Annotated in this window: 21 protein-coding genes; 7 read left to right on the top strand and 14 right to left on the bottom strand. The window is 61.6% G+C overall.

Annotated elements, in window-relative coordinates; genetic code table 11:
• Window positions 1–113 precede the first annotated feature (113 nt).
• Both AMK02_RS14365 and AMK02_RS14370 read left to right on the top strand, forming a co-directional pair.
• Entirely contained in the window at window positions 114–845 is a 732-nt protein-coding gene (locus tag AMK02_RS14365) for an AzlC family ABC transporter permease (protein ID WP_064803772.1), read from the top strand.
• A 3-nt stretch (window positions 846–848) separates the two neighbouring features.
• The gene (locus tag AMK02_RS14370; protein WP_064803774.1) at window positions 849–1157 is read left to right on the top strand and encodes an AzlD family protein; all 309 of its coding nucleotides are present in this window, start codon (window positions 849–851) and stop codon (window positions 1155–1157) included.
• A 65-nt stretch (window positions 1158–1222) separates the two neighbouring features.
• Here the strand turns inward: AMK02_RS14370 and AMK02_RS14375 are convergent, their stop codons facing one another.
• Entirely contained in the window at window positions 1223–3058 is a 1836-nt protein-coding gene (locus tag AMK02_RS14375; RefSeq protein WP_064803776.1) for an aminopeptidase P family protein, read from the bottom strand.
• 249 nt (window positions 3059–3307) lie between these two features.
• Between AMK02_RS14375 and AMK02_RS14380 the strand changes: the two genes are divergently transcribed.
• Window positions 3308–3511, top strand: a complete 204-nt coding sequence (locus AMK02_RS14380) for a hypothetical protein (RefSeq protein ID WP_064803778.1) — start codon at window positions 3308–3310, stop codon at window positions 3509–3511.
• A gap of 398 nt (window positions 3512–3909) precedes the next feature.
• Here AMK02_RS14380 and AMK02_RS14390 read toward each other — a convergent pair whose 3' ends face one another.
• Together AMK02_RS14390 and AMK02_RS14395 are read right to left on the bottom strand one after the other, a co-directional pair.
• Complete coding sequence (locus AMK02_RS14390; RefSeq protein WP_064803782.1) at window positions 3910–4788, bottom strand: 50S ribosomal protein L11 methyltransferase; 879 nt, start codon at window positions 4786–4788, stop codon at window positions 3910–3912.
• A 68-nt stretch (window positions 4789–4856) separates the two neighbouring features.
• Window positions 4857–5459, bottom strand: coding sequence for an SCO family protein (locus AMK02_RS14395; RefSeq protein WP_064803783.1), 603 nt, complete (start codon window positions 5457–5459; stop codon window positions 4857–4859).
• A 379-nt stretch (window positions 5460–5838) separates the two neighbouring features.
• Between AMK02_RS14395 and AMK02_RS14400 the strand changes: the two genes are divergently transcribed.
• Both AMK02_RS14400 and AMK02_RS14405 read left to right on the top strand, forming a co-directional pair.
• On the top strand, window positions 5839–7803 hold the full coding sequence (locus AMK02_RS14400; protein ID WP_064803785.1) for a methyl-accepting chemotaxis protein: 1965 nt from the start codon (window positions 5839–5841) through the stop codon (window positions 7801–7803).
• 2 nt (window positions 7804–7805) lie between these two features.
• Complete coding sequence (locus AMK02_RS14405; RefSeq protein ID WP_004668786.1) at window positions 7806–8273, top strand: chemotaxis protein CheW; 468 nt, start codon at window positions 7806–7808, stop codon at window positions 8271–8273.
• Window positions 8274–8562: 289 nt separating this feature from the next.
• Here the strand turns inward: AMK02_RS14405 and AMK02_RS14410 are convergent, their stop codons facing one another.
• Window positions 8563–9054, bottom strand: coding sequence for a CreA family protein (locus tag AMK02_RS14410; RefSeq protein WP_064806246.1), 492 nt, complete (start codon window positions 9052–9054; stop codon window positions 8563–8565).
• 78 nt (window positions 9055–9132) lie between these two features.
• Window positions 9133–9723: a 3'-5' exonuclease gene (locus tag AMK02_RS14415; RefSeq protein WP_064806248.1), complete on the bottom strand. Its 591-nt coding sequence runs from the start codon at window positions 9721–9723 to the stop codon at window positions 9133–9135.
• 273 nt (window positions 9724–9996) lie between these two features.
• On the opposite strand from AMK02_RS14415, the gene AMK02_RS14420 reads away from it, so the two are divergent.
• Window positions 9997–10533, top strand: coding sequence for a GNAT family N-acetyltransferase (locus AMK02_RS14420; protein ID WP_064803787.1), 537 nt, complete (start codon window positions 9997–9999; stop codon window positions 10531–10533).
• A gap of 155 nt (window positions 10534–10688) precedes the next feature.
• Here the strand turns inward: AMK02_RS14420 and ligA are convergent, their stop codons facing one another.
• The 9 genes from ligA to AMK02_RS14465 form a co-directional block, all read right to left on the bottom strand.
• Window positions 10689–12845 (bottom strand): NAD-dependent DNA ligase LigA, encoded by a 2157-nt coding sequence (gene ligA / locus AMK02_RS14425; protein ID WP_064803788.1) that lies wholly within the window; start codon window positions 12843–12845, stop codon window positions 10689–10691.
• Window positions 12846–12954: 109 nt separating this feature from the next.
• The gene (locus tag AMK02_RS14430) at window positions 12955–13482 is read right to left on the bottom strand and encodes a DUF6886 family protein (protein ID WP_064803790.1); all 528 of its coding nucleotides are present in this window, start codon (window positions 13480–13482) and stop codon (window positions 12955–12957) included.
• Window positions 13483–13748: 266 nt separating this feature from the next.
• Complete coding sequence (recN, locus tag AMK02_RS14435; RefSeq protein ID WP_064803792.1) at window positions 13749–15422, bottom strand: DNA repair protein RecN; 1674 nt, start codon at window positions 15420–15422, stop codon at window positions 13749–13751.
• Between the two features lie 5 nt (window positions 15423–15427).
• Window positions 15428–16297, bottom strand: coding sequence for an outer membrane protein assembly factor BamD (locus AMK02_RS14440; RefSeq protein ID WP_170965882.1), 870 nt, complete (start codon window positions 16295–16297; stop codon window positions 15428–15430).
• Window positions 16298–16565: 268 nt separating this feature from the next.
• The gene (lpxC, locus tag AMK02_RS14445) at window positions 16566–17522 is read right to left on the bottom strand and encodes a UDP-3-O-acyl-N-acetylglucosamine deacetylase (protein WP_064803794.1); all 957 of its coding nucleotides are present in this window, start codon (window positions 17520–17522) and stop codon (window positions 16566–16568) included.
• Window positions 17523–17787: 265 nt separating this feature from the next.
• Window positions 17788–19518 carry a cell division protein FtsZ gene (gene ftsZ, locus AMK02_RS14450; RefSeq protein WP_064803796.1) on the bottom strand — a complete coding sequence of 577 codons (1731 nt, stop codon included), beginning with the start codon at window positions 19516–19518 and terminating at the stop codon, window positions 17788–17790.
• Window positions 19519–19574: 56 nt separating this feature from the next.
• Complete coding sequence (gene ftsA / locus AMK02_RS14455; RefSeq protein WP_064803798.1) at window positions 19575–20906, bottom strand: cell division protein FtsA; 1332 nt, start codon at window positions 20904–20906, stop codon at window positions 19575–19577.
• Window positions 20903–21835 carry a cell division protein FtsQ/DivIB gene (locus tag AMK02_RS14460; RefSeq protein WP_064803800.1) on the bottom strand — a complete coding sequence of 311 codons (933 nt, stop codon included), beginning with the start codon at window positions 21833–21835 and terminating at the stop codon, window positions 20903–20905. Before AMK02_RS14460 ends, ftsA begins: the two co-directional genes overlap by 4 nt.
• Complete coding sequence (locus AMK02_RS14465) at window positions 21823–22749, bottom strand: D-alanine--D-alanine ligase (RefSeq protein WP_064803802.1); 927 nt, start codon at window positions 22747–22749, stop codon at window positions 21823–21825. Before AMK02_RS14465 ends, AMK02_RS14460 begins: the two co-directional genes overlap by 13 nt.
• Window positions 22750–23196: 447 nt before the next feature.
• Here AMK02_RS14465 and AMK02_RS14470 point away from each other — a divergent pair, with 447 nt between their 5' ends.
• Window positions 23197–24126 carry a UDP-glucose 4-epimerase family protein gene (locus tag AMK02_RS14470; RefSeq protein ID WP_064803803.1) on the top strand — a complete coding sequence of 310 codons (930 nt, stop codon included), beginning with the start codon at window positions 23197–23199 and terminating at the stop codon, window positions 24124–24126.

Here is a 24126-nt window from a genome sequence, read left to right on the forward strand (position 1 = left end):
TGCAATCACCACGTTGATGCTTCAGTGAAATCGATTGGTCAATCAACGAAATTCAATTGCCGCGGAAGACCATAGCCCATAAGGGAAATCTGAATTTCCAACAGGACACCCACATGAATCGCGCCGACTTTGTTGAAGGTTTGCGGGGCGGCTCGGCCGTTGCGCTGGCATCGGCGCCCTTCGGCGCGCTGTTCGGAGCGCTGGCGGTTGAAAACGGCATGTCGCTTTCGGAGGCCGCCTTCATGAGCGCCACGGTCTATGCCGGTGCCAGCCAGATGGTCGGCATCGAACTCTTCGGCCACAAGGTCCATGCCTGGCTGATCGTGCTGTCGATCCTCGCCGTCAATTTCCGCCACGTGCTCTATTCGGCGGCCTTAGCGCGCTACATCGGCCATTTCACCTCGGCGCAGAAATTCTTCACCTTTTTCCTGCTCGTCGATCCGCAATTTGCCGCGGCGGTCAAGCGCGGCGAAGCCGGCAAACCGCTCACCTTCGCCTGGTATCTCGGCTTCGGAATCGTCATCTACATTCCCTGGGTGCTGATCAGCATCGCCGGCGGCATGCTCGGCGGCTTCATCGGCGATCCCAAGGCGATCGGCCTCGATATCCTGCTGCCGGCCTATTTCCTCGGCATCGTGCTCGGCTTCCGCAAGCGCGACAATTTCCTGCCGGTGGCGCTCGTCAGCGCGGTGGCATCAGTGCTCGCCTATCGCTATGTCGGCTCGCCCTGGCATGTCAGCCTGGGTGCGGCCGCCGGCATCGTGCTGGCTGCCCTGCTGCCGCTGCCGCGCGAGGTGCCGGATCTCGAAGCCGACGCCCTTCAATCCGAAGTGCACGAGGTCTGAGCCATGGAATTCGATCTCCACATGGCGCTCGTCATCCTCGCTGCGGCAGTCGCCACCTTCGCCACCCGCATCGGTGGCTATATCCTCATCACCCGAATGAAGAGCATTCCCCCGCGCGTGGAAGCGGCGCTGAATGCCGTGCCGGCCGCCGTGTTGACGACTCTTGTCGCACCAGCCTTCTTCATCGGCGGCTGGGAATCGAAACTGGCGCTGATCGTCGCCCTCTTCGTCGGCCTGCGCATTTCCCATACATGGATGCTGGTTGCGGCCTGGGTGGTCGTGATGGCATGGCGTTATACGATCGGCGCTTGAGCCCTGCCCTACGCCTGAAAGATGCGCGGCCTCGCAGACCGAAGCAGTGCTCCGCCGCCTCTTGTCTAATATTCGAGCGGCAGCGTCGCGTTTTCGAGCCACGCCCTGACGTCGTGGTCGTGGATGAGCGGCATCAGCGCCTCGCATGTGCGGCGGTGATAATCGTTGAACCAATGCAGCTCATCATGGGTCAGAAGCTCGGGAATGACGAGGCTGCGGTCGATCGGGCAGAAGGTCAGCGTCTCGAAGCCGAGCATCGGCATGTCGCCGCCTTCGATCTCCTCGGCGCCGCGCACATAGATCAGGTTCTCGATACGGATGCCGAAGCTCCCCGGCCGATAATAGCCGGGCTCGTTCGAAAGGATCATGCCGGGCAGCAGTTCCTGTGTCGAAAGCCTGGAGATGCGCTGCGGTCCCTCATGCACCGAGAGATAGGAGCCCACTCCATGACCTGTGCCGTGGGCAAAATCGGCGCCTGCCCGCCACAGTGCGATGCGCGCCAGCGGATCGAGGTCGCAGCCGCGTGTACCCTTCGGGAAACGTGCGGTGCTGATCTGGATCATTCCCTTGAGCACCATCGTGAAGAAACGGCGATGCTCCTCTGAAACCGTGCCGATCCCGACCGTGCGGGTAATATCGGTCGTGCCGTTGATGTATTGCGCGCCGGAATCAATCAGGAAGAGTTCGCCCGCCTCGATCATCCGGTTGGTCTCGGTGGTGACGCGGTAATGCATGATCGCCGCATGTTCGCCGGCGCCCGAGATCGTATCGAAGGAAATGTCCTTCAGCGGGTTCTGCATGCTCTGGCCGACACGGGCGCGCACCGCCTCCAGATGTTCGGCGGCGGCGATCTCGCTTACGCTGCCCGGTTTCTCCTGCGACAGCCAATAAAGGAACTCCACCATCGCGGCTCCATCCTGCAGATGTGCAGCGGCCGAGCCGTTGATTTCGACGTCGTTTTTCACCGCGCGCGGCAGCTTGGCGGGATCGGCGCCCTCCACCACTTCACCGCCAGCCCGGCGGATGATCTCCGCAAGTGCATGAGAGGCGATATCAGCATCGATCAGCACGCGGCCGCCATCCCTGGAAACGGCAGCAAGCCTCTCTTCGAGCGCCGAAGGCGGCAGCTGCGTGCAGATCTGCCCGAGATAGGCCTCGGGCTCGATGCCTGTCTTGCGCTTGTCGAGGAAGAGTTCGGACCGCCGGTCGGCATGGATGATGGCGCGCGCCAGCGGATGCGGCGTGTGCGGCACGTCGGCGCCGCGGATATTGAAGATCCAGGCAACCGACGAGGGATCGGCGATCAGCACCGCAGCGAGGTTTTTCTTCGAAAGATCGGCTGATATCGTCGCAATCTTATCCTTCGCCAGCACGCCGGCTTGGGCGACATTCTGGATGGTGACGGCGCCGAGCGGCTCGGCCGGCCGATCGCTCCATAACCGGTCGAGCGGATTGTACGGCAGGAACACCAATCTCCCGCCGATCTCAGCGAGCGCCCTTTCCAGGCGCCGTACCTCCGCACCCGCGTGCAGCCAGGGGTCGATGCCGAGCCTCAGCCCCTTGCCTCCGTTTGCGGCTAGCCAGACATGGGGGGGCTCGTTGACCAGATCGCCGCCCGAGAACACCGAGCCGTCGACCTGTTCGGCGAGTTGCGTCACATAGCGCCCGTCGACGAAGACGATCGCCTGTGTCCGCAGGATCAGCGCGATGCCCGCCGAACCGGTGAAGCCCGTCAGCCATGCCAGGCGCTCGGAGCAAGCCGGAACATATTCTCCGTTGAACTCGTCGGCGCGGGGTACGAGGAAGGCGTCGATGCCGAGCGAATCGAAAGTGGCGCGCAACGCCGAAACCCGTTCCTTGCCGAACTGTGGCGTGGAGGTGACCTCGAAAGACTGGAACATGCTGGAAATCCGAATGGTTGAAACGAATCCGGTTAATGGGATGCGAGCCATGTTAGCGAAATTTCAATCGATAGGGAGAAAAAGCGACGAAATGAGTCGAAGTCACTGCGAACGCTCGGCATTTTGACAGAACTGTGACGCCAGAAGTTAATTTGGCACGCTTTATGCATTAGCCGCATGGCTCCCATGAGGAAAACCCTCTGCCTCCGCATTTCAGAATAGCTATATAGGCGCCATCGAACGGTTCGCATGAACCCAGCAACCAAAGGATTTTTTGAAATGACCGCCTCTCTCTCGCGCTTCGCATACAGCAGCCCGGTACAGGCTGGCGAACGCCAGACCGTGCGTCACGTGATCGGCGCCCGCCGCCCGCAGAACGAGGACAGCCTCAAGCTGCTCGGTGCCGGCCAGCGCGTCACGCGCCACCAGGGCGCCCTCAGCTACGCGTTCTAAGCTTAAAGCCTGTCCGTCTCCTCCCTCCCGGACCGGCCCATTGGAATGCAGTAGAGCCCGCTTGAGCGCTCCTCCTCCTTTGAGCTCGCGGGCATTGACCGGATAGACCGGTCCAAGGCGGTGCCACTGGCACCGCCTTTTTTGTTTGAGCGCCCGAAAGCGGTTCCGTTTCGATGGAGCGCAAACCTCTCCGCTCGCTCATTCCTGTGTTCGTCACAGAAATCCAGTGCGGCCAAGTCGTTGGGCGCGGACGACTCTCTCCAAAATATGATGAGTCATTCACCGCGCGGACGTGCGGTGGCTGGATTCCTGTGACAGGTAAAGGAATGAGGTAGAAGGCGGAAAGCCGGCGCCCTGAGCAAGCGTGCAGCAGGCCGAGCACTCACCTAATGCAGAACTCAAGGCCGATCAAAATGGATCGTCACCCAGCCGTTCCGCCAGATCGTCCTGACGTGCCGGAGCCTCGCACCGCTATAGGCGGCGATCACCTTCCATCGCTGCGCTGCCAGAATCCCCGACAGAATCACCGAACCACCCGGCGCCAGATGGGCGGCAAGCTGCGGCGCCATTCGGATCAGCGGCCGGGCGAGGATGTTGGCGATGATGAGGTCAAAGGGACCATGCTCGGAAAAAGCAGTCGAGTGAAAACCTGGCGCGGTTCTGGTGACGATGCCCGAGGCGATGCCGTTGCGGCGAACGTTTTCGGCCGCCACCCGCGTCGCGATCGGGTCGATGTCGGTGGCGAGCACCGGCATGTTCTTGAGCTTGCGCACCGCAATCGCCAGCACACCGCTGCCGGTGCCGAGATCGAGCGCGTTGCGGACGCGGCGGGATCGCACCACACGATCGATCACTTCGAGGCAGCCGGCGGTCGTGCCGTGATGGCCGGTGCCGAAGGCTTGGCCGGCATCGATCTCGATGGCGATATCGCCGGGGCGGACCTTGTCGCGGTCATGCGAGCCGTGTACCAGAAATCGCCCCGCCCTGACGGGCTTCAGTCCTTCCAGGGATTTTACTACCCAGTCGACGTCGGGGATGACCTCCCGCAGCAACTGAGCATCGGGAAAGGCGTTTTTCAGCGCCGTCTCGACGCGGGAGCGTACCTGCGCCTCGTCCTCGGCCATCATGTAGACGGAGGCTTCCCAGATATCCCTCTTCTCGTCAACCTCGGTGGTGCCGATGGCAAAGTCTTCCTCGCCGAAGACTTCGGTGAGGAGATCGAGGATTTGTTCGGCCTGACTTTCGGTCGTCGACACGTAAAGGCGGATTTCACTCACGATAGGCGGTCTTTCCCGTTTCCGTTGCCCGCCATCGGTCGAGTCAACGCTCCATCACGCTGAAACCATCACCCCTTGCTGACGAGATTCTCCAGCTTCTTTACCGCCGTGTCCGGGTTTTCGCCATAGGCGATCGTTCCGGAAAACCGTCCGGCCGAATCGAGCAGGAAAACCGAGGCGGTATGATCCATCGTATAGTCGCCATTCGGATCCTTCTCATCGACAGGCACCTTCTTGGCATAGACGCGAAACCCCTTGATGACGTCGGCGATCTTCTCGGGCGGGCCTGAAATGCCGGTGATACGCTTGGACACGTTGGAGACGTACGCGTTCATGATTTCGGGCGTGTCGCGCTCAGGATCGACGGTCACGAAATAGGCCTGCAGCTTGGTTCCGTCCGGATCAACCTTCTCCAGCCAGCCGTTCAGCTCGAACAACGTCGTCGGGCAAACTTCGGGGCAATGGGTGAAGCCGAAGAAAAGCGCTGTCGGCTTGCCGCGCAGCGCCTGCTCGGTGATCGGCTGTCCGCTCTGCGAGACTAGGGTGAATGGCACGCCGAACGGCGCCTCCGACACGACATCGGAAGACTTGTTAGGATAGAGCGCGATTGCGCCGAGAACACCGGCAACGATCAGCACGGCGACCCAGATGACGATACGGAATGTCTTCATTTCTTGAACCTCGATCGCGACGCGCTTGCGCGTTCCGCGTGATTATAGTCTCGGCCCCATACACGCAATTCAAGAATGTGTTTTCTGACCCGTGATTAATTGTCCCACCGGCTAAGGCCGCCCGCAATGGGAGATCCACCGATCGGCATCGGGAATGGAACTAAAAATGTTGTTCCTTCAACAACTTGCCGCGAATGCCTACCAGCAGCCTGAAGATAAACATCGTTAGGAAAGACTTAAGCCGTCATATCTATATTCAGCAATGCGTGCGGCCCGATCGAGCCGTTCTGACATGAAGTCTGCCGAGTGGCGAAGACCCCGGACGTCCGCATGAGGGTAGGAAACATAAACCCGAGCGGTTTGTGGAGGGGTCTTTTTTATGACGAATTCATCAGTGCGCGGGAGCCTGTCGGTCAGCCAGAGGCTCTGGACGCTCGGTGGCGCAGCCTTCCTTGGTTTCGGAACGATGCTCGGCGTCGGCTGGTACGAAAACATGCGTGTCGACGCCGCCCTGTACCGTGCCGGCGAGATTCAGGCGAACGTCAATCACATCGATGCCATGCGGGTTGCGAATCTGACGATGGTCCTGGCTGCCATGGACATCATCGTCGACAAGGACGACAAGGTGGTCGAGCCTGCGCGCCTCAAGCTGATCGGCGATTCACTGACTGCCCTTTCCGGCGGTTCGAAGGAAATGCGCCTTCTTGCCGACGAGATGCGTGACGATGGCTTGTTGAAGAGTTACGACTCCGATGTCGCCGCAATGGGCAAGGCAATCCAGGTCGATCTCGTCGCCCTTGTTCAGCAGGGAGCGCCCGATGCCGAGTTCGACAAGATCGACGACGCGATCGACGGTGCCGGCGAAGAGCTGACTGCAACACTCGACAAACTCGCCGCTGACGGAACCGTCTTCGCCCAGCAGCATGTCGAACTTGCCAATGCCGTATCGCGGGAAGCCCTCATCCTGCAGGTCGGCCTGGGCATCTTGGCCATCCTTACCATGGCTGTCCTGCAATATATTCACGGGGGTTCGATCCGGCGTGGCATCGGCGCCGTGCGCGAAAGCATGCAGCGCATCATGAACGGCGACCTGATCAGCGACGTTCCGGAAAAGAACCGCGGCGATGAGATCGGCGAAATGGCCCGCGCCGCCGACGGCTTTCGTCTTGCCGCCATCGAAAAGCGCGACCTCGAAACCAAGAGCCAAACCGAGAGACAGCGCAGCGACGCTGAACATCGGGAGCGTGAAGCGGCAAAACTCGCCGATGCCGAGGCGCTGAACGCCGCCGTCACCGCCCTTGGCCACGGCCTTACCCGTTTGTCGGAAGGCGATGTCACCGTTACGATCGACCAGCCTTTCCGCGAGGAACTGGAACGCCTGCGCCGCGATTTCAACCAGACGACGGCGACATTGCGCAAGGCGATGAGCGACATCGCGGTGAACAGCAGCTCGATCGAGGCAAACAGCCGCCAGATGCGCGCCGCCGCCGACGATCTCGCCAAGCGCACCGAGCAGCAGGCCGCCTCGCTGGAGGAGACCTCAGCCGCTCTCGATCAGATCACCGCCACCGTCCGCAACGCCACCAGCCGCGCCGAAGAAGTCGGCCACATGGTCTCGCACACCCGGCAGAATACCGCCAAGTCCGACATCGTCGTCGGCGATGCAATGGCCGCAATGCAGCGAATCGAAGGCGCTTCCCGCGAGATCGGCAAGATCATCAACGTCATCGACGAAATCGCCTTCCAGACGAACCTCCTGGCGCTCAACGCCGGTGTCGAGGCAGCGCGCGCCGGCGAGGCCGGCAAGGGCTTCGCCGTCGTCGCCCAGGAAGTGCGCGAACTCGCCGGCCGTGCTGCGGGTGCTGCCAAGGATATCAAGGCCTTGATCGGAAAATCCGGCGAGGAAGTGAAGATCGGCGGCGAACTGGTGACAGCCGCGGGTGAAGCGCTTCGCCAGATCGGTGAAGATGTTCTGCGCATCGACGAACATGTTAAATCAATCGTAACCTCTGCGCGCGAACAATCGGTTGGATTGAACGAAATCAATACTTCGATCAGCCAGATGGATCAGGTCACGCAGAAGAACGCGGCCATGGTGGAAGAGACGAATGCCGCAAGCCATACGCTCGCCATCGACGCGGAAAACCTGACGCAGCTGGTCAAGCAGTTCAAAACCGGCGAGGGCATGAGCGCCCGGCAAACGCCGCGAGAGGCAACCGCCGCCTCGCATTCGAGACCTTCTCCCGCACGCAGCCTGATCGGCAAGGTCGCGGGCGCATTCAACGGCGGTTCCGCCGCCAAAGCCATCGCCGCTCCCGCCGGGGACAACTGGGAAGAATTCTGATCATGAACAACAACGCCATCAAGCAATCGGGCGCCTATCTCGAAATCGTTTCGTTCCATCTGGGCGACCAGGAATTCTGCATCGACATCATGGCCATCCGCGAAATCCGCGGTTGGGCGCCGGTGACGCCGATGCCGCATACCCCGCCCTACGTTCTCGGCCTTATCAACCTGCGCGGCGCGGTGATCCCGGTCATCGACATGGCCTGCCGCCTCGGCATGAAGATGACCGAGCCTTCCGAGCGCTCGGCGATCATCGTCACCGATATCGCCGGCAAGCTGGTCGGCCTGCTGGTCGAGCAGGTTTCCGACATGATGACCATCAAGAGCGAAGACCTGCAGCCGCCGCCGGAAATCATCCCGGAAGCCCAGCGCGCCTTCTGCCGCGGCATCGTCGCGCTTGAGAAAACCATGGTCTGCTTCCTGAACCTCGATACCGTCATTGCCGACGAGCTGAATCAGGCGGCTTGATATTCACCATAGTGATGTTGAAAGGCCCGGTTTGTCCGGGCCTTTTTGTTTTATACGGCGCGCGAGCAGGCATAGTCAGATTGTATTACAAGCCCCTCCCCAACCCTCCCCACAAGGGGGAGGGACTAAACCGAAAGCCCCGCCTCGCTCCTCCCGAAACGCCGAAGATGTGGAAAGCGAGTGCGACAGGTTAAGCCCCTCCCCTTGTGGGGGTCCGGAGGACGGGTCGAGACCCGTGGCTCGACCCCGGACGGGTTTGGGGCGGGGTCTTTTATGATGAAAACCCCTCCTACGGCTTCCCATTCTTCCAAGTCACGCTCTGCCCATAGAGCGGAATGGTCGAGATCGACATCTTCGCCGAACCATCGGTCAACTCGCGCGAATGGGCGAGATAGATCAGCGTGTCGTTGGTCTTGTCGTAGATGCGGTTGACAACCAACGTCTTCCAGATCAGCGACATCCCCTGGCGAAACACTTCGCTGCCGTCCTTAGAGAGGTCGATATCGCCGATCTCGATCGGCCCGGTCTGGCGGCAGGCGATGGAATTGTTGGACGGATCCTCGAACCAGTTGCCGTTCTTGAACCGGTCGATCAGGCTGCGATCGAAATAAGTGACGTGGCAGGTGACACCCTTGACCTCGGGATCGGAGAGTGCCTCGACGATGATGTCGTTGCCGATCCAGTCGACCCCGACCTTGCCGACGACTTCGGCCGAGGCGGCGCCCGTTGAAATGGCAACGAAGGAAAATGCGGCGAGAAAAAACATGCGCAGCTTGGACATGGCGGCTCCCTGGATGATCCGCATTCTAGATAAGCATGCCCCCAGGCTTTGCAAGAAAGCGCCGCTGCAGGATCAGATTCAGCCCTTCCGGCAGGTGCAGGGCGCGTAGCCCTTCGCCGTCAGGCGCCCAGGCGTCATGCCGATCAGCGCCGGGATCGCTTCCACGGCTTTCGCCTTGACCGCCTTCGTCATCTCGATCGCCGCTGCCGCACAGATCGCGGCATCCTCGGCGGCGTTGTGGTGCATGAAACGCAGACCAAGATGGTCGGCGATCAGGTTCAGCCGATGCGAGAGGAAATGCGGCCAGATCCGCTGCGCCATTTTCAGGCTGCAGAGATAGGTGAGTTCCGGATAGGATTGCCGGTAGAGATCGAGGCTCGCCCGCCAGACGCTAAAATCGAAGGCCGCGTTGTGCGCGATCATCGTCGCGCCGCTGATATCATCGTAGAACTCGTCCATCACCTCGGGGAATTCCGGCGCATCCTCGACATGCTCCGGCCGGATACCATGGATCGCGATGTTCATCCCAGAAAACCGCATCTCGCGCGGCCGGATCAGCCGCTCCTCGACGCGCGTCACCCGCCCCTCCTCGATCCAGGCAAGCCCGACCGAGCAAGCGCTGCCGCGCTGCTCGTTGGCTGTCTCGAAATCGATGGCGATGGTCGTCAAAGACAAATATCCGAATCGTCTACCGCTACCGGCATAATCATAGCGGAAGGCGAAGGCAAATTTCGGCCTGTTGACATCTGCACGCGGATGGGGAAACCTCCGCGCATGATCAACTCTGTGGCCCTTACCATCCACCATATCGCCTCGACCTTTCCAGGGTACGCGGGAGCGATGGTGCGTCACTAGCCGTCCGATCATCCCGAAAACCCTGCCGAGGCGAGCAGGGTTTTCGAAAATCCAGCTCTCCTCCCTGAAACCGAAGGAGAGCATCTCATGTCAGAAAACAAAGAGAATGAACCCCGCGACCGAGCGCGCCTGCCGGACGGCGTCGTCGTGCGCGCCGTACGTCTTTCCGATGCTGAAGAGATCACCGATCTTATCAACTTACCGGGCTACCGGGCCGGCACCCTGCGGCCGCCCTACCAACGGATTGAAGACGTTCGCAAGAACATGGAAAGCCCCTCGCCCGGCGCGCTCAACCTCGTCGTCACCCTGAATGGCAAGATCGTCGGCAATTGCGGCCTCAACCGCCTTAGCGGCCGTCGCCAACACGTCGCCAGCCTCGGCATGGGCGTGCATGACGACTTCACCGGTCGCGGTTTCGGCCGCATTCTGCTTGGCGCGATGGTCGATGCCGCCGACGACTGGCTCGACATCAAGCGGCTCGAACTGACCGTCTATACCGACAATGAGGCTGCGATCGGCCTCTACGAGAAGTTCGGCTTCGAAAAGGAAGGGCTTCTGCGCTCATTCGGCTACCGCGCCGGCCAATATGTCGACGCCTATACGATGGCGCGGCTGAGGAGCTGAAATAAAGGCCGATCGACACCGACCTTGAACCGCCAAGGAGGGCCTGCCAAACGCTCCTTTACCATCCTGGCCTTGTGCCGAGGACCTGCTGTGTATCGATCGCTGCAGGTGCTTGGGACACGGCCGGGATGGCGCCGCAGAACCCCCAAAGCTCCCTACCCGCCAATCAGCGCCAGCCACTCGTCTTCGTCCATCGTCTGGACGCCGAGTTCGCGGGCCTTGTCGAGCTTCGAGCCGGCGCCAGGGCCGGCGACGACGATATCGGTTTTTTTCGACACCGAGCCCGCTACCTTGGCGCCGAGACCTTCGGCCCTCGCCTTCGCCTCGTCGCGGGTGAATTTTTCGAGCGAACCGGTGAAGACCACCGTCTTGCCGGCGACGGGGCTGCCTGACGTGACCGGCTGTTCGGCCTCCGCGGGAGTCACCTCCTCGAGCAGGCGGCCGATCACCTCGATATTGCGCGGCTCCTTATAAAACTCGACCATGGCGCGCGCCACGACCTCGCCGATGCCCTCGATGGCGTTGAGATCGTTCCAGGCATCGCCGGAAAGCGTTGCCGCCTCCTTCATCGCGGTCGCAAAAGCCTCATAGGAGCCGTAGGAGCGCGCCAACAGCTTCGCCGTGGTCTCGCCGACATGGCGGATGCCGAGCGCATAGATGAAGCGATGGAGCGCGATGCTGCGCCGCTCGTTGATCGCCACATAGAGCTTGCCGACGCTGACCTTGCCGAAGCCGTCGATATTTTCCAGCTTGGTGAGCGAGGATTGCTGGCGCTTCTCCAGCGTGAAAATCTCAGGCGCCGTGCGGATCTGCAGCGACGGATCCTCGTTTTCAAAGAAGAAGTCGATCTGCTTCGAACCGAGCCCCTCGATATCGAAGGCGTTGCGCGAAACGAAATGCTTCAGATGCTCCGTCGCCTGCGCCCGGCAGATAAAGCCGCCGGTGCAGCGGCGCACCGAATCCATCTTGCCGGTTTTCTCGTTCACCTCGCGCACGGCATGCGAACCGCAGACCGGGCAGGTCTTTGGGAATTCATAAGGCTTCACCCCGGCGAGGCGCTTCTCCATTACGACATCGAGGATCTGTGGAATGACATCGCCGGCGCGCTGGACGATGACGGTATCGCCCTCGCGGATATCGTGCTCCTCCGACCGAATACGCTCACCGCTATTGCCGATGCCCTTGATGTAATCCTCATTATGCAGCGTCGCATTGGTGACCACGACGCCGCCGACCGTGATCGGTTTCAGCCGCGCCACCGGCGTCAGCGCCCCGGTCCGGCCGACCTGGATCTCGATCTTCTCGATCTCGGTAAAGGCCTGCTCGGCCGGGAATTTATGCGCCGTCGCCCAGCGCGGCGAACGCGAGCGGAAGCCGAGGCGCTGCTGTAATTCCAGGCTGTCGACCTTATAGACGACGCCGTCGATGTCATAATCGAGATCCGGGCGCTCGAGGCCGATCTCGTCGTAATGCGCCAGGATGTCGGCGACCGAATTCAGCCGCTTCATCAGCGGATTGACCGGAAAACCCCAGTCCTTGAAGGTCTGCACCATGCCGAATTGCGTGTCGGCCGGCATGTCCGACATCTCGCCCCAGGCATAGGCGAAGAATTTCAGCTTGCGGCTCGCCGTCACCTTGGCGTCAAGCTGGCGCAGCGATCCGGCCGCCGTGTTGCGCGGATTGACATAGGTCTGCTTACCCTCCGCCTCCATCTGCCGGTTCAGCGCCAGGAAATCGCTCTTGGCCATATAGACCTCGCCGCGGATTTCCACGACTGCGGGAACGCCCTTCGGCAATTGGTTGGGTATTTCGGCGATGGTCCGGATATTGGCGGTGACGTTTTCGCCCGTGGTGCCGTCGCCGCGCGTGGCGGCCGTCGTCAGCCTGCCGTTCTCGTAGCGGATCGACATCGAAAGTCCGTCGATCTTCGGTTCGGCGGTAAAGGCGATCGACTGGTCCGGCAGCCGGCCGAGGAAGCGATAGACGCTGGCGACGAAATCCTGCACGTCCTCCTGCGAAAAGGTGTTGTCGAGTGACAGCATCGGCCGCGCGTGAACGACGGGCGAGAAAGTGACCGAAGGCGCAGCACCGACCCGCCGAGACGGGCTGTCCTCACGGATCAGCTCGGGAAAACGCGCTTCCAGCGCATCGTTGCGGCGCTTCAGCGCATCGTAATCCGCGTCCGAGATTTCCGGCTGGTCCTTGCCGTGATAGAGCGCATCGTGATGCGCGATCTCTTTCGCCAGCCGCTCGAGCTCGGCAGCGGCCTCTTCGATCGTCAACGTGTCGACGGCGGAACCTTCGGTGGACATGGAACATCACTCCAGAGAATCTGGCCAGAAATCTGCATTGTTTTTAGAGCAAAATCGCCGGATGAAAAGGGAGGCTGCGTATGCCGCATTGCGAAGATTGACAACTGCCCTATTCCCAATCCCGCGCGTTGCGCAGCCGGATGCCGCTGACATGAAGGCCGGTGGTCCAGAGGCTCGTCAGCGACCGCAAACTGTCGACCACCCGCAGATCGACGGCGCGGGGCGCGAACTCCTGGTCGGGGCGTGAGATGGAAGTCCGCTCGATGGGAACGACGCGTCCGCGGGCCACCCACATGCCAGCATCGCCGATATCCTCGAAATCCTCAACCGGCATCTCATAGCGGTGGATCGTTTGCGCTTCGAGCCTTTCCAACCACCGACGCTCGATGAAGGCCGCTGCCCGCGCGTTGCCGAGCCATTGCCGGCGCTCGGCTTCGGACGTCTCGGATGTTGTCCATATCAGGATGCGCGGGCAGTCTCGGGGAAAGAGATACATGAAATCGTGGTCGGCATCGATCGCCCAGACGAGCGGACCATTCAACCATTCCAGGCCCGTCGGGCGGACCGAGGGAATACGAACCGCGCGCGGCTCGAATGCTGCGATATCAGGATCATCACTGAAATGAAAAAGGCGCATGGCAACAGATCGCCGCTGATCGGAATGACGCGCATAGCGCGAAGCGGAATGTTTGTCACCGCGTCGGCGCAGTGAATGACTCTCTTTGCTGAAAAAAGGGCTCCCCGTGCCGCCCAAGGCTTGGGCACCCTGCATCCCTGTGTGACGAGCACGGTGATGAGGGAGATAGAGGTCGGCATTCGCGCTAGATTTCATTGCTGAAAGCAAAAGCGCTAATCGCAACAGCGGCAGCTCGAAGCCGGACTCACTGTCGTCGGCCGAAGCGATCAGCCGTTGCCTGCCAGCAGCCGCTTCGCCGCCGCCCTCGCCTCTTCCGTTACCGAAGCACCGGCCAGCATGCGGGCGATCTCTTCGGTGCGATCCTTGTGCGCCATCGTCGCCACGCGTGTGGCGATTTTTTCCGATCCATCGGCCACCGGTCCCTTGGAAATCAACAGATGCGTTGCCGCCCGCGCCGCGACCTGCGGCGCATGCGTGACCGACAGCACCTGAACCCGCTCGGACAGCCGCTTCAGCCGCTGGCCGATCGCATCGGCCACCGCGCCGCCGACGCCGGTGTCGATTTCATCGAAGACGAGCGTCGGGGCCGAGCCGCGATCGGCGAGCGCCACCTTCAGCGCCAGCAGGAAACGCGACAGTTCGCCACCCGAGGCGACCTTCATGATCGAGCCGGGGCGCGTGCCGGGATTGGTCTGGACATGGAACTCGACGACGTCGATGCCTTCAGGCAGCGCCTCCCGCGCATCCGTGGTGATCTCGACCATGAAACGCGCGCGTTCGAGCTTCAGCGCCGGCAGTTCGGCCATTACGACGGCAGCCAGCGCAGTGCCGGCTTGATGGCGCTTGTCGGAAAGCGAGCGCGCCGCCGAATCGTAATTCTCTCGCGCCAGACCGACCTCCGCTTCGAGCCGCGCAAGCCGCTCCTCGCCCGCATCGAGGTCGGCGAGATCGGCGATCATGCGCACCGCCAGCGCCGGCAGTTCGGCGACGGGCACGGAATATTTGCGTGACGCGGCTCTGAGCGCGAAAAGCCGCTCTTCCACCCGCTCCAGTTCCCTCGGATCGTATTCGGTCTTGCGCAGCGCTGCCTCAACTTCCATCTGCGCATTGGAAAGCTGGTCGAGCGCGGCATCGAGCAGCGTCACCGTCTCTTCGAGCAGCCCGGGCGCTTCATGGCTCTTGCGCTCCAGCCTGCGCACCAGCGAGGCGATATGCGGCACCGGCGAGGCATTACCGTTGAGGAATTCGGAGGCTTCGGCGATGTCGCCGGCGATTCGCTCCGCCTTCATCATTCTCTGCCTGCTTTCGGCGAGTTCATCCTCCTCGCCATCCTGCGGCGAGAGTTTCTCGAGCTCTGTCACGGAGGAACGCAGATAGTCGGCCTCGCGCGCCGCACTTTCCACCTTCTCACGATGCTTTTTCAGCGTCCGCTCGCTGTCGCGCCAAAGACGGTACAAACGGGAGACCTCCGCAACCTCATCGGTAAGGCCGGCAAAGGCATCGAGCAGGTTGCGGTGGGCATTGGTGTCGACAAGAGCGCGATCATCGTGCTGGCCGTGGATCTCGACCAGCATCTGGCCGGCCTGGCGCATCAGTTGCACACTCACCGGCTGGTCATTGACATAGGCCTTGGTGCGCCCATCGGCTGATTGCTGACGGCGGAAGATCAGGTCGCCCTCGTCGTCGATGCCGTTTTCACGCAGGAGCACGCGCGCCCCGTGGTCCATGCCGACATCGAACACTGCGGTCACTTGGCCCCTGTCTTCGCCATGGCGCACCAGACCGCCGTCACCGCGCCCGCCGAGCGCCAGCGACAAACTGTCGAGCAGGATGGATTTGCCCGCTCCCGTCTCCCCCGTCAGCACGGAAAGGCCGGTCTCGAAGGCAAGATCCAGCCGCTCGATCAGGACGATATCGCGGATCGAAAGCTGGATCAGCATGGGATTTAGGAACCGAGCAGGAGTTTCTTGCCTGCCGCCGCGATCCAGGAGCCCTTGTTCTCACGCGGCTCTGCGCCACCTGTCTGCAGTAGCTTGTAGGAATCGGCGTACCACTGGCTGTCCGGATAGTTGTGACCAAGAACGGCTGCGGCGGTCTGCGCCTCGTCGACGATACCCATGGCGTAATAAGCCTCGACGAGACGGGCCAAGGCCTCTTCGATCTGGTTCGTGTTCGGATATTTCTCGACGACGATGCGGAAGCGCGAGATTGCGGCGAGATATTCCTTCCGCTCCATATAGTAGCGGCCGATCTGCATTTCCTTGCCGGCGAGCTGATCCCGGGCGTAACGAATCTTCGCCTGGGCGTCGTCGACATATTCGGAGTTCGGATAATTATCGATCACAGCCTGCATCGCCTCGATCGTCTTGGCCGAGGCGCGCTGGTCCTGGGTCACGTCGACGATCTGTTTGGAATAAGTGAGACCGATGAGATACTGCACATAGGCAGCGTCCTGGGACTTCGGATATTGCGACATGTACCGATTGCCCGAGGCAAGCGCATCATCGAGCTTGCCCTGGCGGTATTTGACAAAGGTGCTCATGACAAGCGCCTTGCGCGCCCATTCGGAGAATGGGTTCTCGCGATCGATCGCGTCGAACTTGCGCGCCGCTTCCGCCATGTTGCCCGCCTTCATATTGGCAAGGCCCTGGGTGTAGAGCACGTCAGGCGGATCGGTTTCGAGGCCAAGCTTGGTGATGTCGATATCGGGATCCGACTGGCAGCCGGAGATCGAGGCGCCTGCGCTAAGCACCAGAAGCGATGCGAACAAAGCGCGCGCTGTCTTCATCATACCTTCAGATCCTGCATAAGCCATTCAAAAGAACCCCACTGCCGCCGCTCGCTCCACGACAGCCACGCCTCGCTGGCGTTTCTAGCCACAAATGTGCATCAAGAGCAACGCAATGATAAGGCATTAACGCATTTTTGTGGCAGCCGCCGCCGGATTGGCCGGCTTTTCCTCTTCTCTCCAACCTGTGGCAGCTAAGCAACTGCGAGAAAACGCCTATCACCACAGACTCGGGCCGACATAAAAAAACCGCCTCCGGGAAAGAGGCGGCCTGGTCTTGAGAATATGCTGGAGGTCATGCCGACCAGGGAGCGAATTCCGAAGCGCTGACGGCGATCAGTTCACGAGCGGCAACGCGCTGGCGCGGCGTCGAGGTCTCGACCACCTCGTAGGCAGAGGGATCGGCGAGCAGCGCCTTCAAAGCATTGGCATTCATCTTGTGGCCGCCACGATAGGATCGGTAGCAACCGATGAACTGGACGCCGGCGAGCGACAGGTCGCCTACGGCATCAAGCGTCTTGTGACGGACAAACTCGTCCTTGGCGTATCGCAGGCCTTCGACATTGATGACCGTATTGTCGTCCGAGATGACGACGGAATTTTCAAGCGAGGAACCGAGTGCATGTCCCGATGCCCAGAGACGCTCGACATCACGCATGAAGCCGAAGGTGCGGGCGCGGGAAAGTTCGGACTTGAAGACGGCGGCGTTTATGTCGCCGGCCCACTTCTGCCGGCCGATCAGCGGGCATTCGAAATCGATTTCGACTTCGAAGCGCGTGCCGTCATAGGGACGGAATTCGCTCCAGGAGCCGCCATGCTCGATCCGCACCGGCTTGGTGATGCGGATATAGCGACGCTTGACGCCGAGCGAGACGAGACCGGCCTGCTCGATCGCTTCGACGAAGGGCAGCGAGCTGCCGTCCATGATCGGCATTTCTGCGCCCTGCACCTCGATAATGACATTGTCGAGGCCGAGCGCATAGACGGCGGCCATGACATGTTCGATCGTCGCGATTGAATGCGTGGGTGAGAAGCCGAGCACCGTGCAGAGGTCTGTATTGCCGACCTGCGACGAGACGGCCTTCAGTTCGGTGATGTCGCCATTATCATGCAGACGCTGGAAAACGACGCCGGTGTCCGCTTCGGCCGGGTTCAGGGTGATCGAGACGTTCGCACCAGAATGAACGCCGATGCCCGAGAGCGTCACGGGACGCGATACCGTCGTTTGAAAACCCAGCAAGCCAATAGCCATAAAATCTGCCTTTATTTTTCCGCTCCAGCGGTTGGTGCCACGGCGCGGTTATCATTCCTTCTGCGGAAAGAGTCTCGTCCAGACGACTCCCAGCGCAGTTTTCTTGCGCCATATTTACGTGCGCCGGCGCTGCAATCCAAATCACTGTTTCTTTCGTTTTGTTACGAAGTCACACAATTGATATCGCTCAGGAATTCCCGGCCGAAAAACAGCAATGCCCGGGACCTGGATCCCGGGCATGAACGGTGCCGAAGCCCCCGATATTTCAGTTCGACTGGCGGCGCAGGAATGCCGGAATTTCCAGCTGATCGTCTTCCTGCATCATGCGAGCCTGCGGAACCGCGCGACCCTGATCGTCGAGATTGCCGCGGCGCGGCGCATAGAGGCTTGCCTCCGGCGACAACGGACGGCGCTGCTGTGACGCGGCCGGCGGTGCGGCGGTCATGTCGGCGGCAACGGCGTCATCGTCGCGGCGGCCAAGCGAATTGGTGATTCGCTTGAGCAGGCCCATCGGGCCGCGCTCTTCCTGCTGATGCGCCGAAGCCGGCTGCGTGCGGTGGTCGAGTTCAGCCTGGACGACCGGCGGGAAATCCTCGACCTTCGGCATGCGCACCGGTTCAGCCGCCTGCCGGATAATCGGCTCCTGTCGGATCGGCTGCTGCTGGATGGGCTGCTGCTGGACGGGCTGGCTCATCACCGGCTGGCTCATTACCGGCGCCGGAGCCTGCTGTTGCACCTGCGGACGGATCGCCGGAGCTTCCGGTGCAGGCGCAAAGATCTTGCTCTGCGGACGGAAGACTTCCTGCTGCGCAGCAGGCTGCTGGACAGGGGCGCTCGCACGCGGGGCCGGAATTTCGAGCTCACGTTCCACCTCGGCTTGGCGGATGGTCTGCGCGATCGGATCGGCGGCCTTCGGTGCCTGCATCACCGGGGCAGGCTGAACTGCGGCCGCTGCCGGAGCAACAGCCGCGGAGGGACGGATAGCGGGCTTGGCGGCCGGCTGGAAGTTGCGCTCGGCGGCTTCGCTGATCGCCCGGTCGATACCGGTCGCGACGACCGAGACGCGGATGATGCCTTCGAGCGATTCGTCGAAAGTGGCGCCGAGGATGATGTTGGCGTCCGGATCGACTTCTTCGCGGATGCGGGTCGCAGCTTCGTCGACTTCGAAGAGGGTGAGGTCGCGACCGCCGGTGATGGAGATCAGCAGGCCCTGCGCGCCCTTCATCGAGGTTTCATCGAGCAGCGGGTTGGCGATTGCCGCTTCGGCTGCCTGCAGTGCACGGCCGGAGCCGGAGGCTTCGCCGGTGCCCATCATCGCACGGCCCATTTCGCGCATCACCGAGCGGACGTCGGCGAAGTCGAGGTTGATGAGGCCTTCCTTCACCATCAGGTCGGTGATGCAGGCGACGCCCGAATAGAGAACCTGGTCGGCCATGGCGAAAGCGTCGGCGAAGGTCGTCTTGTCGTTGGCGATGCGGAAGAGGTTCTGGTTCGGAATGACGATCAGCGTGTCGACAGACTTCTGCAGTTCCTGGATGCCCATCTCGGCGAGACGCATGCGGCGGCCGCCTTCGAAATGGAACGGCTTGGTGACGACGCCGACCGTCAGGATGCCCTTGTTGCGGGCGGCCTGCGCGACGACAGGAGCAGCACCCGTACCGGTGCCGCCGCCCATGCCGGCGGTGACGAAGCACATATGCGTGCCGTTCAGGTGATCGATGATCTCGTCGATGCACTCTTCGGCGGCCGCGCGGCCGACTTCCGGCTGCGAACCGGCGCCGAGGCCTTCGGTGACGTTGGCGCCGAGCTGAATGATGCGCTCGGCCTTCGTCATCGTCAGCGCCTGCGCATCCGTGTTGGCAACGACGAAGTCGACGCCCTGGAGGCCTGCGGTGATCATGTTGTTGACGGCGTTGCCGCCGCCGCCGCCGACGCCGAACACGGTGATGCGCGGCTTCAGCTCGGTGATGTCAGGCTTTTGCAGCTTGATGGTCATGGTACCTGTTCCTTCTCTCTCTGGCCGCATCGCCACGCCGGCCAATTACGCAAATTTCAGAAGCTTTCCTTCAACCACTGGCCCATGCGGGCGATGCGGCTGTTATTTCCCCCAAGCGACATGAGCAGACCGCTCTGTGACGCATGTGTCTCCATGTCCGCGACCTGCGGATAGATCATCAGGCCGACGGCCGTCGAAAAGGCCGGGCCCTTGGCCGCCGTCGGCAGTCCCGAGACGCCCATCGGCCGGCCGATGCGGACGTTGCGGGCCAGAATGCGCCGCGCCACCTCGGCAAGGCCGGTCAGCTGGCTCGCGCCTCCCGTCAGCACGACGCGTTTTCCGACGATCGGGCTGAAGCCGGAACGCTGGATCCGGTCGCGGATCAATTCCATCGTCTCCTCGATCCGGGCCGATACGATGCGCGAAACCAGCGCCCGCGGCACCTGAGACGGCTGGTCGCGATCGTCCTCGCCGATCGGCGGGATCGAGATCAGCTCGCGCTCGTCGGAGGAATTCAAGAGTGCGGAGGCATGCACGACCTTCAGCCGCTCTGCATCCTCGATGCGGGTCGAAAGGCCGCGCGCGAGGTCGGTGGTGACATGATGGCCGCCGAGGCCGACGGCATCGGTATGAACGAGCTTGCCTTCGGCAAAGACCGAAATCGTCGTCGTGCCGCCGCCCATGTCGATCGCCGCGCAGCCGAGCTCGACCTCGTCGTCGACGAGAGCGGCAAGACCGGATGCATAAGGCGTCGCGACAATGCCTTCGACCGACAGATGCGCGCGGTTGACGCTAAGCTCGAGGTTCTTCAGCGCCGAGCGCTCCGCGGTCACGACATGCATGTCGACGCCGAGCGCATCGCCGTACATTGCCAGAGGATCGCGAATGCCGCGCTCGCCGTCGAGCGAGAAGCCGGTCGCCAGCGAATGCAGCACCGAGCGGTCCTGGCGCAGCGATTGCTGGCAGGCCGCCGACAGCACTTTCTTGAGGTCGTTAAGCTCGACTTCCTGGCCGCCGAGATCGATCGTCGCGGTGTAGATATCGCTGCCGAGGCGGCCGGCCGTCAGGTTGACGATCAGGCTTTCGACGGTCAGCCCCGCCATACGCTCCGCCGCATCGACGGCAAGACGGATGACGCCTTCCAGCGCATCGAGATCGGCGATGACGCCGGTCTTGATGCCGCGGGAGCGCTGATGACCGATGCCGATGATCTCGATATTGTGCGTGCGGCCCGGCAGGATCTGGCTTTCCTCGCGCGGCGTCAGCCGGCCGATCATGCAGACGACCTTGGTCGAGCCGATGTCGAGCACCGAAACGACATGCGACCGCTTCGACGAAAGCGGCTTCAGGCGCGGCAATCCAAAATGGGATGAACCGAACAAGCTCATATATTCTGCCCCGCCTTCTTCAATTCCTTGGTACGCTCCGTTACCGCCGCCTGCCGGCGGACTGCCGCGTCCGGCGTCAGCTGGATCGCGGTCCTGTCGGGCAACCTCAGATCCACCGCGGCGATATCCCGCTCCAGGAGCTGATGTTCCTTATCGAACTTCGAAAGCGTCGCCAGCGCCTGATCGATGCCGTCTTCCGGCAGCTTGACGATGACGCCGTTATCCATGTGCAGATCCCAGCGACGCCCTGATATCCAGACGTAAGCCTTCACGCGGGCCTTCACGTCGGGCCACTTCGAGAAGGCGTCGCCGAGAGAAGCCGCCGCGGTCTCGGCGTCGCGGCCGACGACGAGCGGCAGCGACGAAAACTTGTTGTCGCGAAGCGGCGCAATGACGCTGCCGTTCTTCTCGATCAGCGAAAGCTCCTGCCCGTGCTGCCAGATCGCATAGGCCTCACGCTCCTTGAGCTTCACTTCGATTGTCCTCGGATAGACCTTTCGAACCTCGACATTCTCGACCCAGGGAAGATGCGCGATCTTCCGGCGGGCCGCATCGACGTCGAGCGCAACCAGCGAGGTCGTGCCGTCGAGGCCGATCAGTTGCAGGATCTCGATCTCGGAGGTTTCCGAATTGCCGGAGACCTTCACGTCCTCGATCGCAAAACCTGCGGCCGTCGTCGTAGCCTGCGCGACGGCTTCGGTGTGACCGCCGAGCGACATGCCGTAGAGGCCGGTCGCCGCCAGGAAGGCAAGCGCCGACACCGTGCCCGTATGGGCCGGAATGTAGATGCGGCCGCTGCCGAGGCTGATTAGGAAACGGGTGACGCGGCGCAGCGGACGCGGCAACACGAACCGCTCTTCGGCTTCCACGGTCGGAAGCACGGCATGATGGCTGGGGCGCCCTATCCTCTTGACCGTCAACGCAAACAAGACGCGTCCTCCACCATCCACCGGAGAAACTCACCAAAGGAATAGCCGGCATGACCGGCCATTTCGGGCACGAGCGAGGTAGGAGTCATGCCTGGCTGGGTATTGACCTCCAGCCAGATGATTTCGCCGTCTTCGGAGAAACGATCGTCGTAACGAAAGTCGGACCGACTGACGCCGCGACAACCGATTGCCTGATGCGCCCTTAGGGCCAATGCTTGTATTTTTTGGTAAATATTCGGTGAAATTTTCGCCGGGATGACGTGTTTTGAACCGCCCGCCGCATACTTGGAATCGTAATCATAAAAATTGTGTCCCTGCGGCACCACCTCGGTGACACCGAGCGCAGTTTCGCCCATGACGCCGCAGGTGAGCTCGCGGCCGTAGACATAGCGTTCGACCAGCACCTCTTCGCCATAGCGCCATTCGGGCGAGCTGACGACCTGGGGCGGATGCCCCTGATCTTCGGTGACGATCACGACGCCGAAACTCGAGCCCTCGCGCACAGGCTTCACCACATAAGGCGGCTTTATCGGATGTATCGAAGGAAAGGCGAAACGGTTGATGACCTGCGATTCGGCGACGGGGATGCCGGCGGCGGCAGCGACACGCTTCGCCTTGTCCTTATCCATTGCCAGCGCCGAGGCAAGCACACCTGAATGCGTGTACGGGATCTCCAGATATTCTAGGATGCCCTGGATGGTCCCGTCCTCACCGAACGGCCCATGAAGCGCATTGAAGACAACATCAGGCCTCAATGCGGCAAGCTTTTCGGAAACATCGCGGGCGACATCGATCGTGGTTACCTTGAAGCCTTCGGCCTCGAGGGCCTCTGCGCAAGCCTTTCCCGAGGAAAGGCTGACAGGCCTTTCCGAGGAAAATCCGCCCATCAGGACAGCGACATGCTTGCGACTCATCAACACCCCCAAAAATAACTTCCACTTTTGAAATCGACGCTTGCGCGAAGCTGTCTGCGTCGTTTCGCGCCTTTGTCAGGCCTCACATGCATTAGAGCATCATTATGGTTAATGAAGTGTTTACTTTCGTTAACTCCTGGCACGGAACTTCGCGGCCTTTTAACTTTTGCTCATTGTGCGACCAATCCCTCGCCGTCCGAAAATGAACCTGCGCGGAAGTGAAAATGCTCATACGTTCAATCACATACCCAATCGCGCTCACCCGTGATGGAATCGGCCACAGAATCGGGTGTCATCTCTCCGCCGGATACCGGCAACAGTGAGGCGGCGGCCGGCGCTCGAATTGATTAATGCCGAGAGCATCGGCGCGCGGGCGTCACCGCTTTTCTATTGATGCCGATACCACTTCCGGTTAGCGAAGGCGCATAGGTGAGCAGGGAGAAGATCATGCGATGCCTCGTCACCGGCGCAGCCGGCTTCGTCGGTAGTCCGCTCGTCAAACGGCTGCACGCAGAGAAGACTTGCGAGCTCGTGGCCACCACGAGATCCCAGACCTCTGCCTTTCCGCCGGATGTAATGCATTTTCCGATTGAAATAACCGACGGAACCGATTGGACGCCAGCGCTTGAAGGCGTCGACGTCATCATCCATCTCGCCGCCCGCGTTCACATCATGAACGACCGCGCGGCCGATCCCCTAGCGGAATTCCGCCGGGTCAACACCGCCGCCGCGCTCAATCTCGCCGAACAGGCTGCCAAGGCGGGCGTGAAGCGATTCGTCTTCGTCAGCACCATTAAGGTCAACGGAGAAGAGACCGACCGGCCGTTCCGGCACGACGACAGTCCGAAGCCGATTGATCCCTACGGCATTTCGAAGCTGGAATGCGAAATTGGCCTGCGCGAAATCGCAACGCGCACCGGCATGGAAGTCGTCATCATCCGGCCGCCGCTGGTCTATGGCCCCGGCGCACGCGGCAACTTCGCGCTGCTCACCAATCTTGTCCGCAAGAAACTGCCGCTCCCCTTCGCTTCGCTGAAGAACCGCCGCACACTGGTCGCGGTGCAAAATCTCGTCGACCTGATCATCACCTGCGCGACCCATCCCGCCGCTGCAGGCGAGACCTTCCTTGCCGGAGATGGTGAAGACCTCTCAACGCCTGAGCTCATCAGGGGAATTGCCGCGGGACTGGGGGTCAAGCCGATGCTGGTCCCCTTCCCGCCTGCACTGCTGCACATGGCGGCGAAGGCAGCCGGAAAGGAAGCCGTCTACCAGCGCGTTTGCGGTTCACTGCAGGTCGACACGTCCCGGGCGCGCGACGTTCTCGGCTGGTCACCCGTCGTCACCCCGCGCGAAGGCCTCAAACAGGCAGTCGAATAG

Source organism: Rhizobium sp. N731, from assembly GCF_001664145.1.
Lineage (GTDB): Bacteria > Pseudomonadota > Alphaproteobacteria > Rhizobiales > Rhizobiaceae > Rhizobium > Rhizobium esperanzae.

Excerpts from the sequence above, each read along its gene's own strand:
- AMK02_RS14380 (WP_064803778.1), top strand. The coding sequence starts at position 3,308 with ATGAACCCAGCAACCAAAGGATTTTTTGAAATGACCGCCTCTCTCTCG.
- AMK02_RS14375 (WP_064803776.1), bottom strand. The coding sequence starts at position 3,058 with ATGTTCCAGTCTTTCGAGGTCACCTCCACGCCACAGTTCGGCAAGGAA.
- ftsZ (WP_064803796.1), bottom strand. The coding sequence starts at position 19,518 with ATGACCATCAAGCTGCAAAAGCCTGACATCACCGAGCTGAAGCCGCGC.
- AMK02_RS14400 (WP_064803785.1), top strand. The coding sequence starts at position 5,839 with ATGACGAATTCATCAGTGCGCGGGAGCCTGTCGGTCAGCCAGAGGCTC.
- AMK02_RS14405 (WP_004668786.1), top strand. The coding sequence starts at position 7,806 with ATGAACAACAACGCCATCAAGCAATCGGGCGCCTATCTCGAAATCGTT.
- lpxC (WP_064803794.1), bottom strand. The coding sequence starts at position 17,522 with ATGGCTATTGGCTTGCTGGGTTTTCAAACGACGGTATCGCGTCCCGTG.
- ligA (WP_064803788.1), bottom strand. The coding sequence starts at position 12,845 with ATGTCCACCGAAGGTTCCGCCGTCGACACGTTGACGATCGAAGAGGCC.
- AMK02_RS14430 (WP_064803790.1), bottom strand. The coding sequence starts at position 13,482 with ATGCGCCTTTTTCATTTCAGTGATGATCCTGATATCGCAGCATTCGAG.
- AMK02_RS14365 (WP_064803772.1), top strand. The coding sequence starts at position 114 with ATGAATCGCGCCGACTTTGTTGAAGGTTTGCGGGGCGGCTCGGCCGTT.
- AMK02_RS14470 (WP_064803803.1), top strand. The coding sequence starts at position 23,197 with ATGCGATGCCTCGTCACCGGCGCAGCCGGCTTCGTCGGTAGTCCGCTC.
- AMK02_RS14420 (WP_064803787.1), top strand. The coding sequence starts at position 9,997 with ATGTCAGAAAACAAAGAGAATGAACCCCGCGACCGAGCGCGCCTGCCG.
- AMK02_RS14370 (WP_064803774.1), top strand. The coding sequence starts at position 849 with ATGGAATTCGATCTCCACATGGCGCTCGTCATCCTCGCTGCGGCAGTC.
- AMK02_RS14465 (WP_064803802.1), bottom strand. The coding sequence starts at position 22,749 with ATGAGTCGCAAGCATGTCGCTGTCCTGATGGGCGGATTTTCCTCGGAA.
- AMK02_RS14410 (WP_064806246.1), bottom strand. The coding sequence starts at position 9,054 with ATGTCCAAGCTGCGCATGTTTTTTCTCGCCGCATTTTCCTTCGTTGCC.
- ftsA (WP_064803798.1), bottom strand. The coding sequence starts at position 20,906 with ATGAGCTTGTTCGGTTCATCCCATTTTGGATTGCCGCGCCTGAAGCCG.
- recN (WP_064803792.1), bottom strand. The coding sequence starts at position 15,422 with ATGCTGATCCAGCTTTCGATCCGCGATATCGTCCTGATCGAGCGGCTG.
- AMK02_RS14395 (WP_064803783.1), bottom strand. The coding sequence starts at position 5,459 with ATGAAGACATTCCGTATCGTCATCTGGGTCGCCGTGCTGATCGTTGCC.
- AMK02_RS14440 (WP_170965882.1), bottom strand. The coding sequence starts at position 16,297 with ATGGCTTATGCAGGATCTGAAGGTATGATGAAGACAGCGCGCGCTTTG.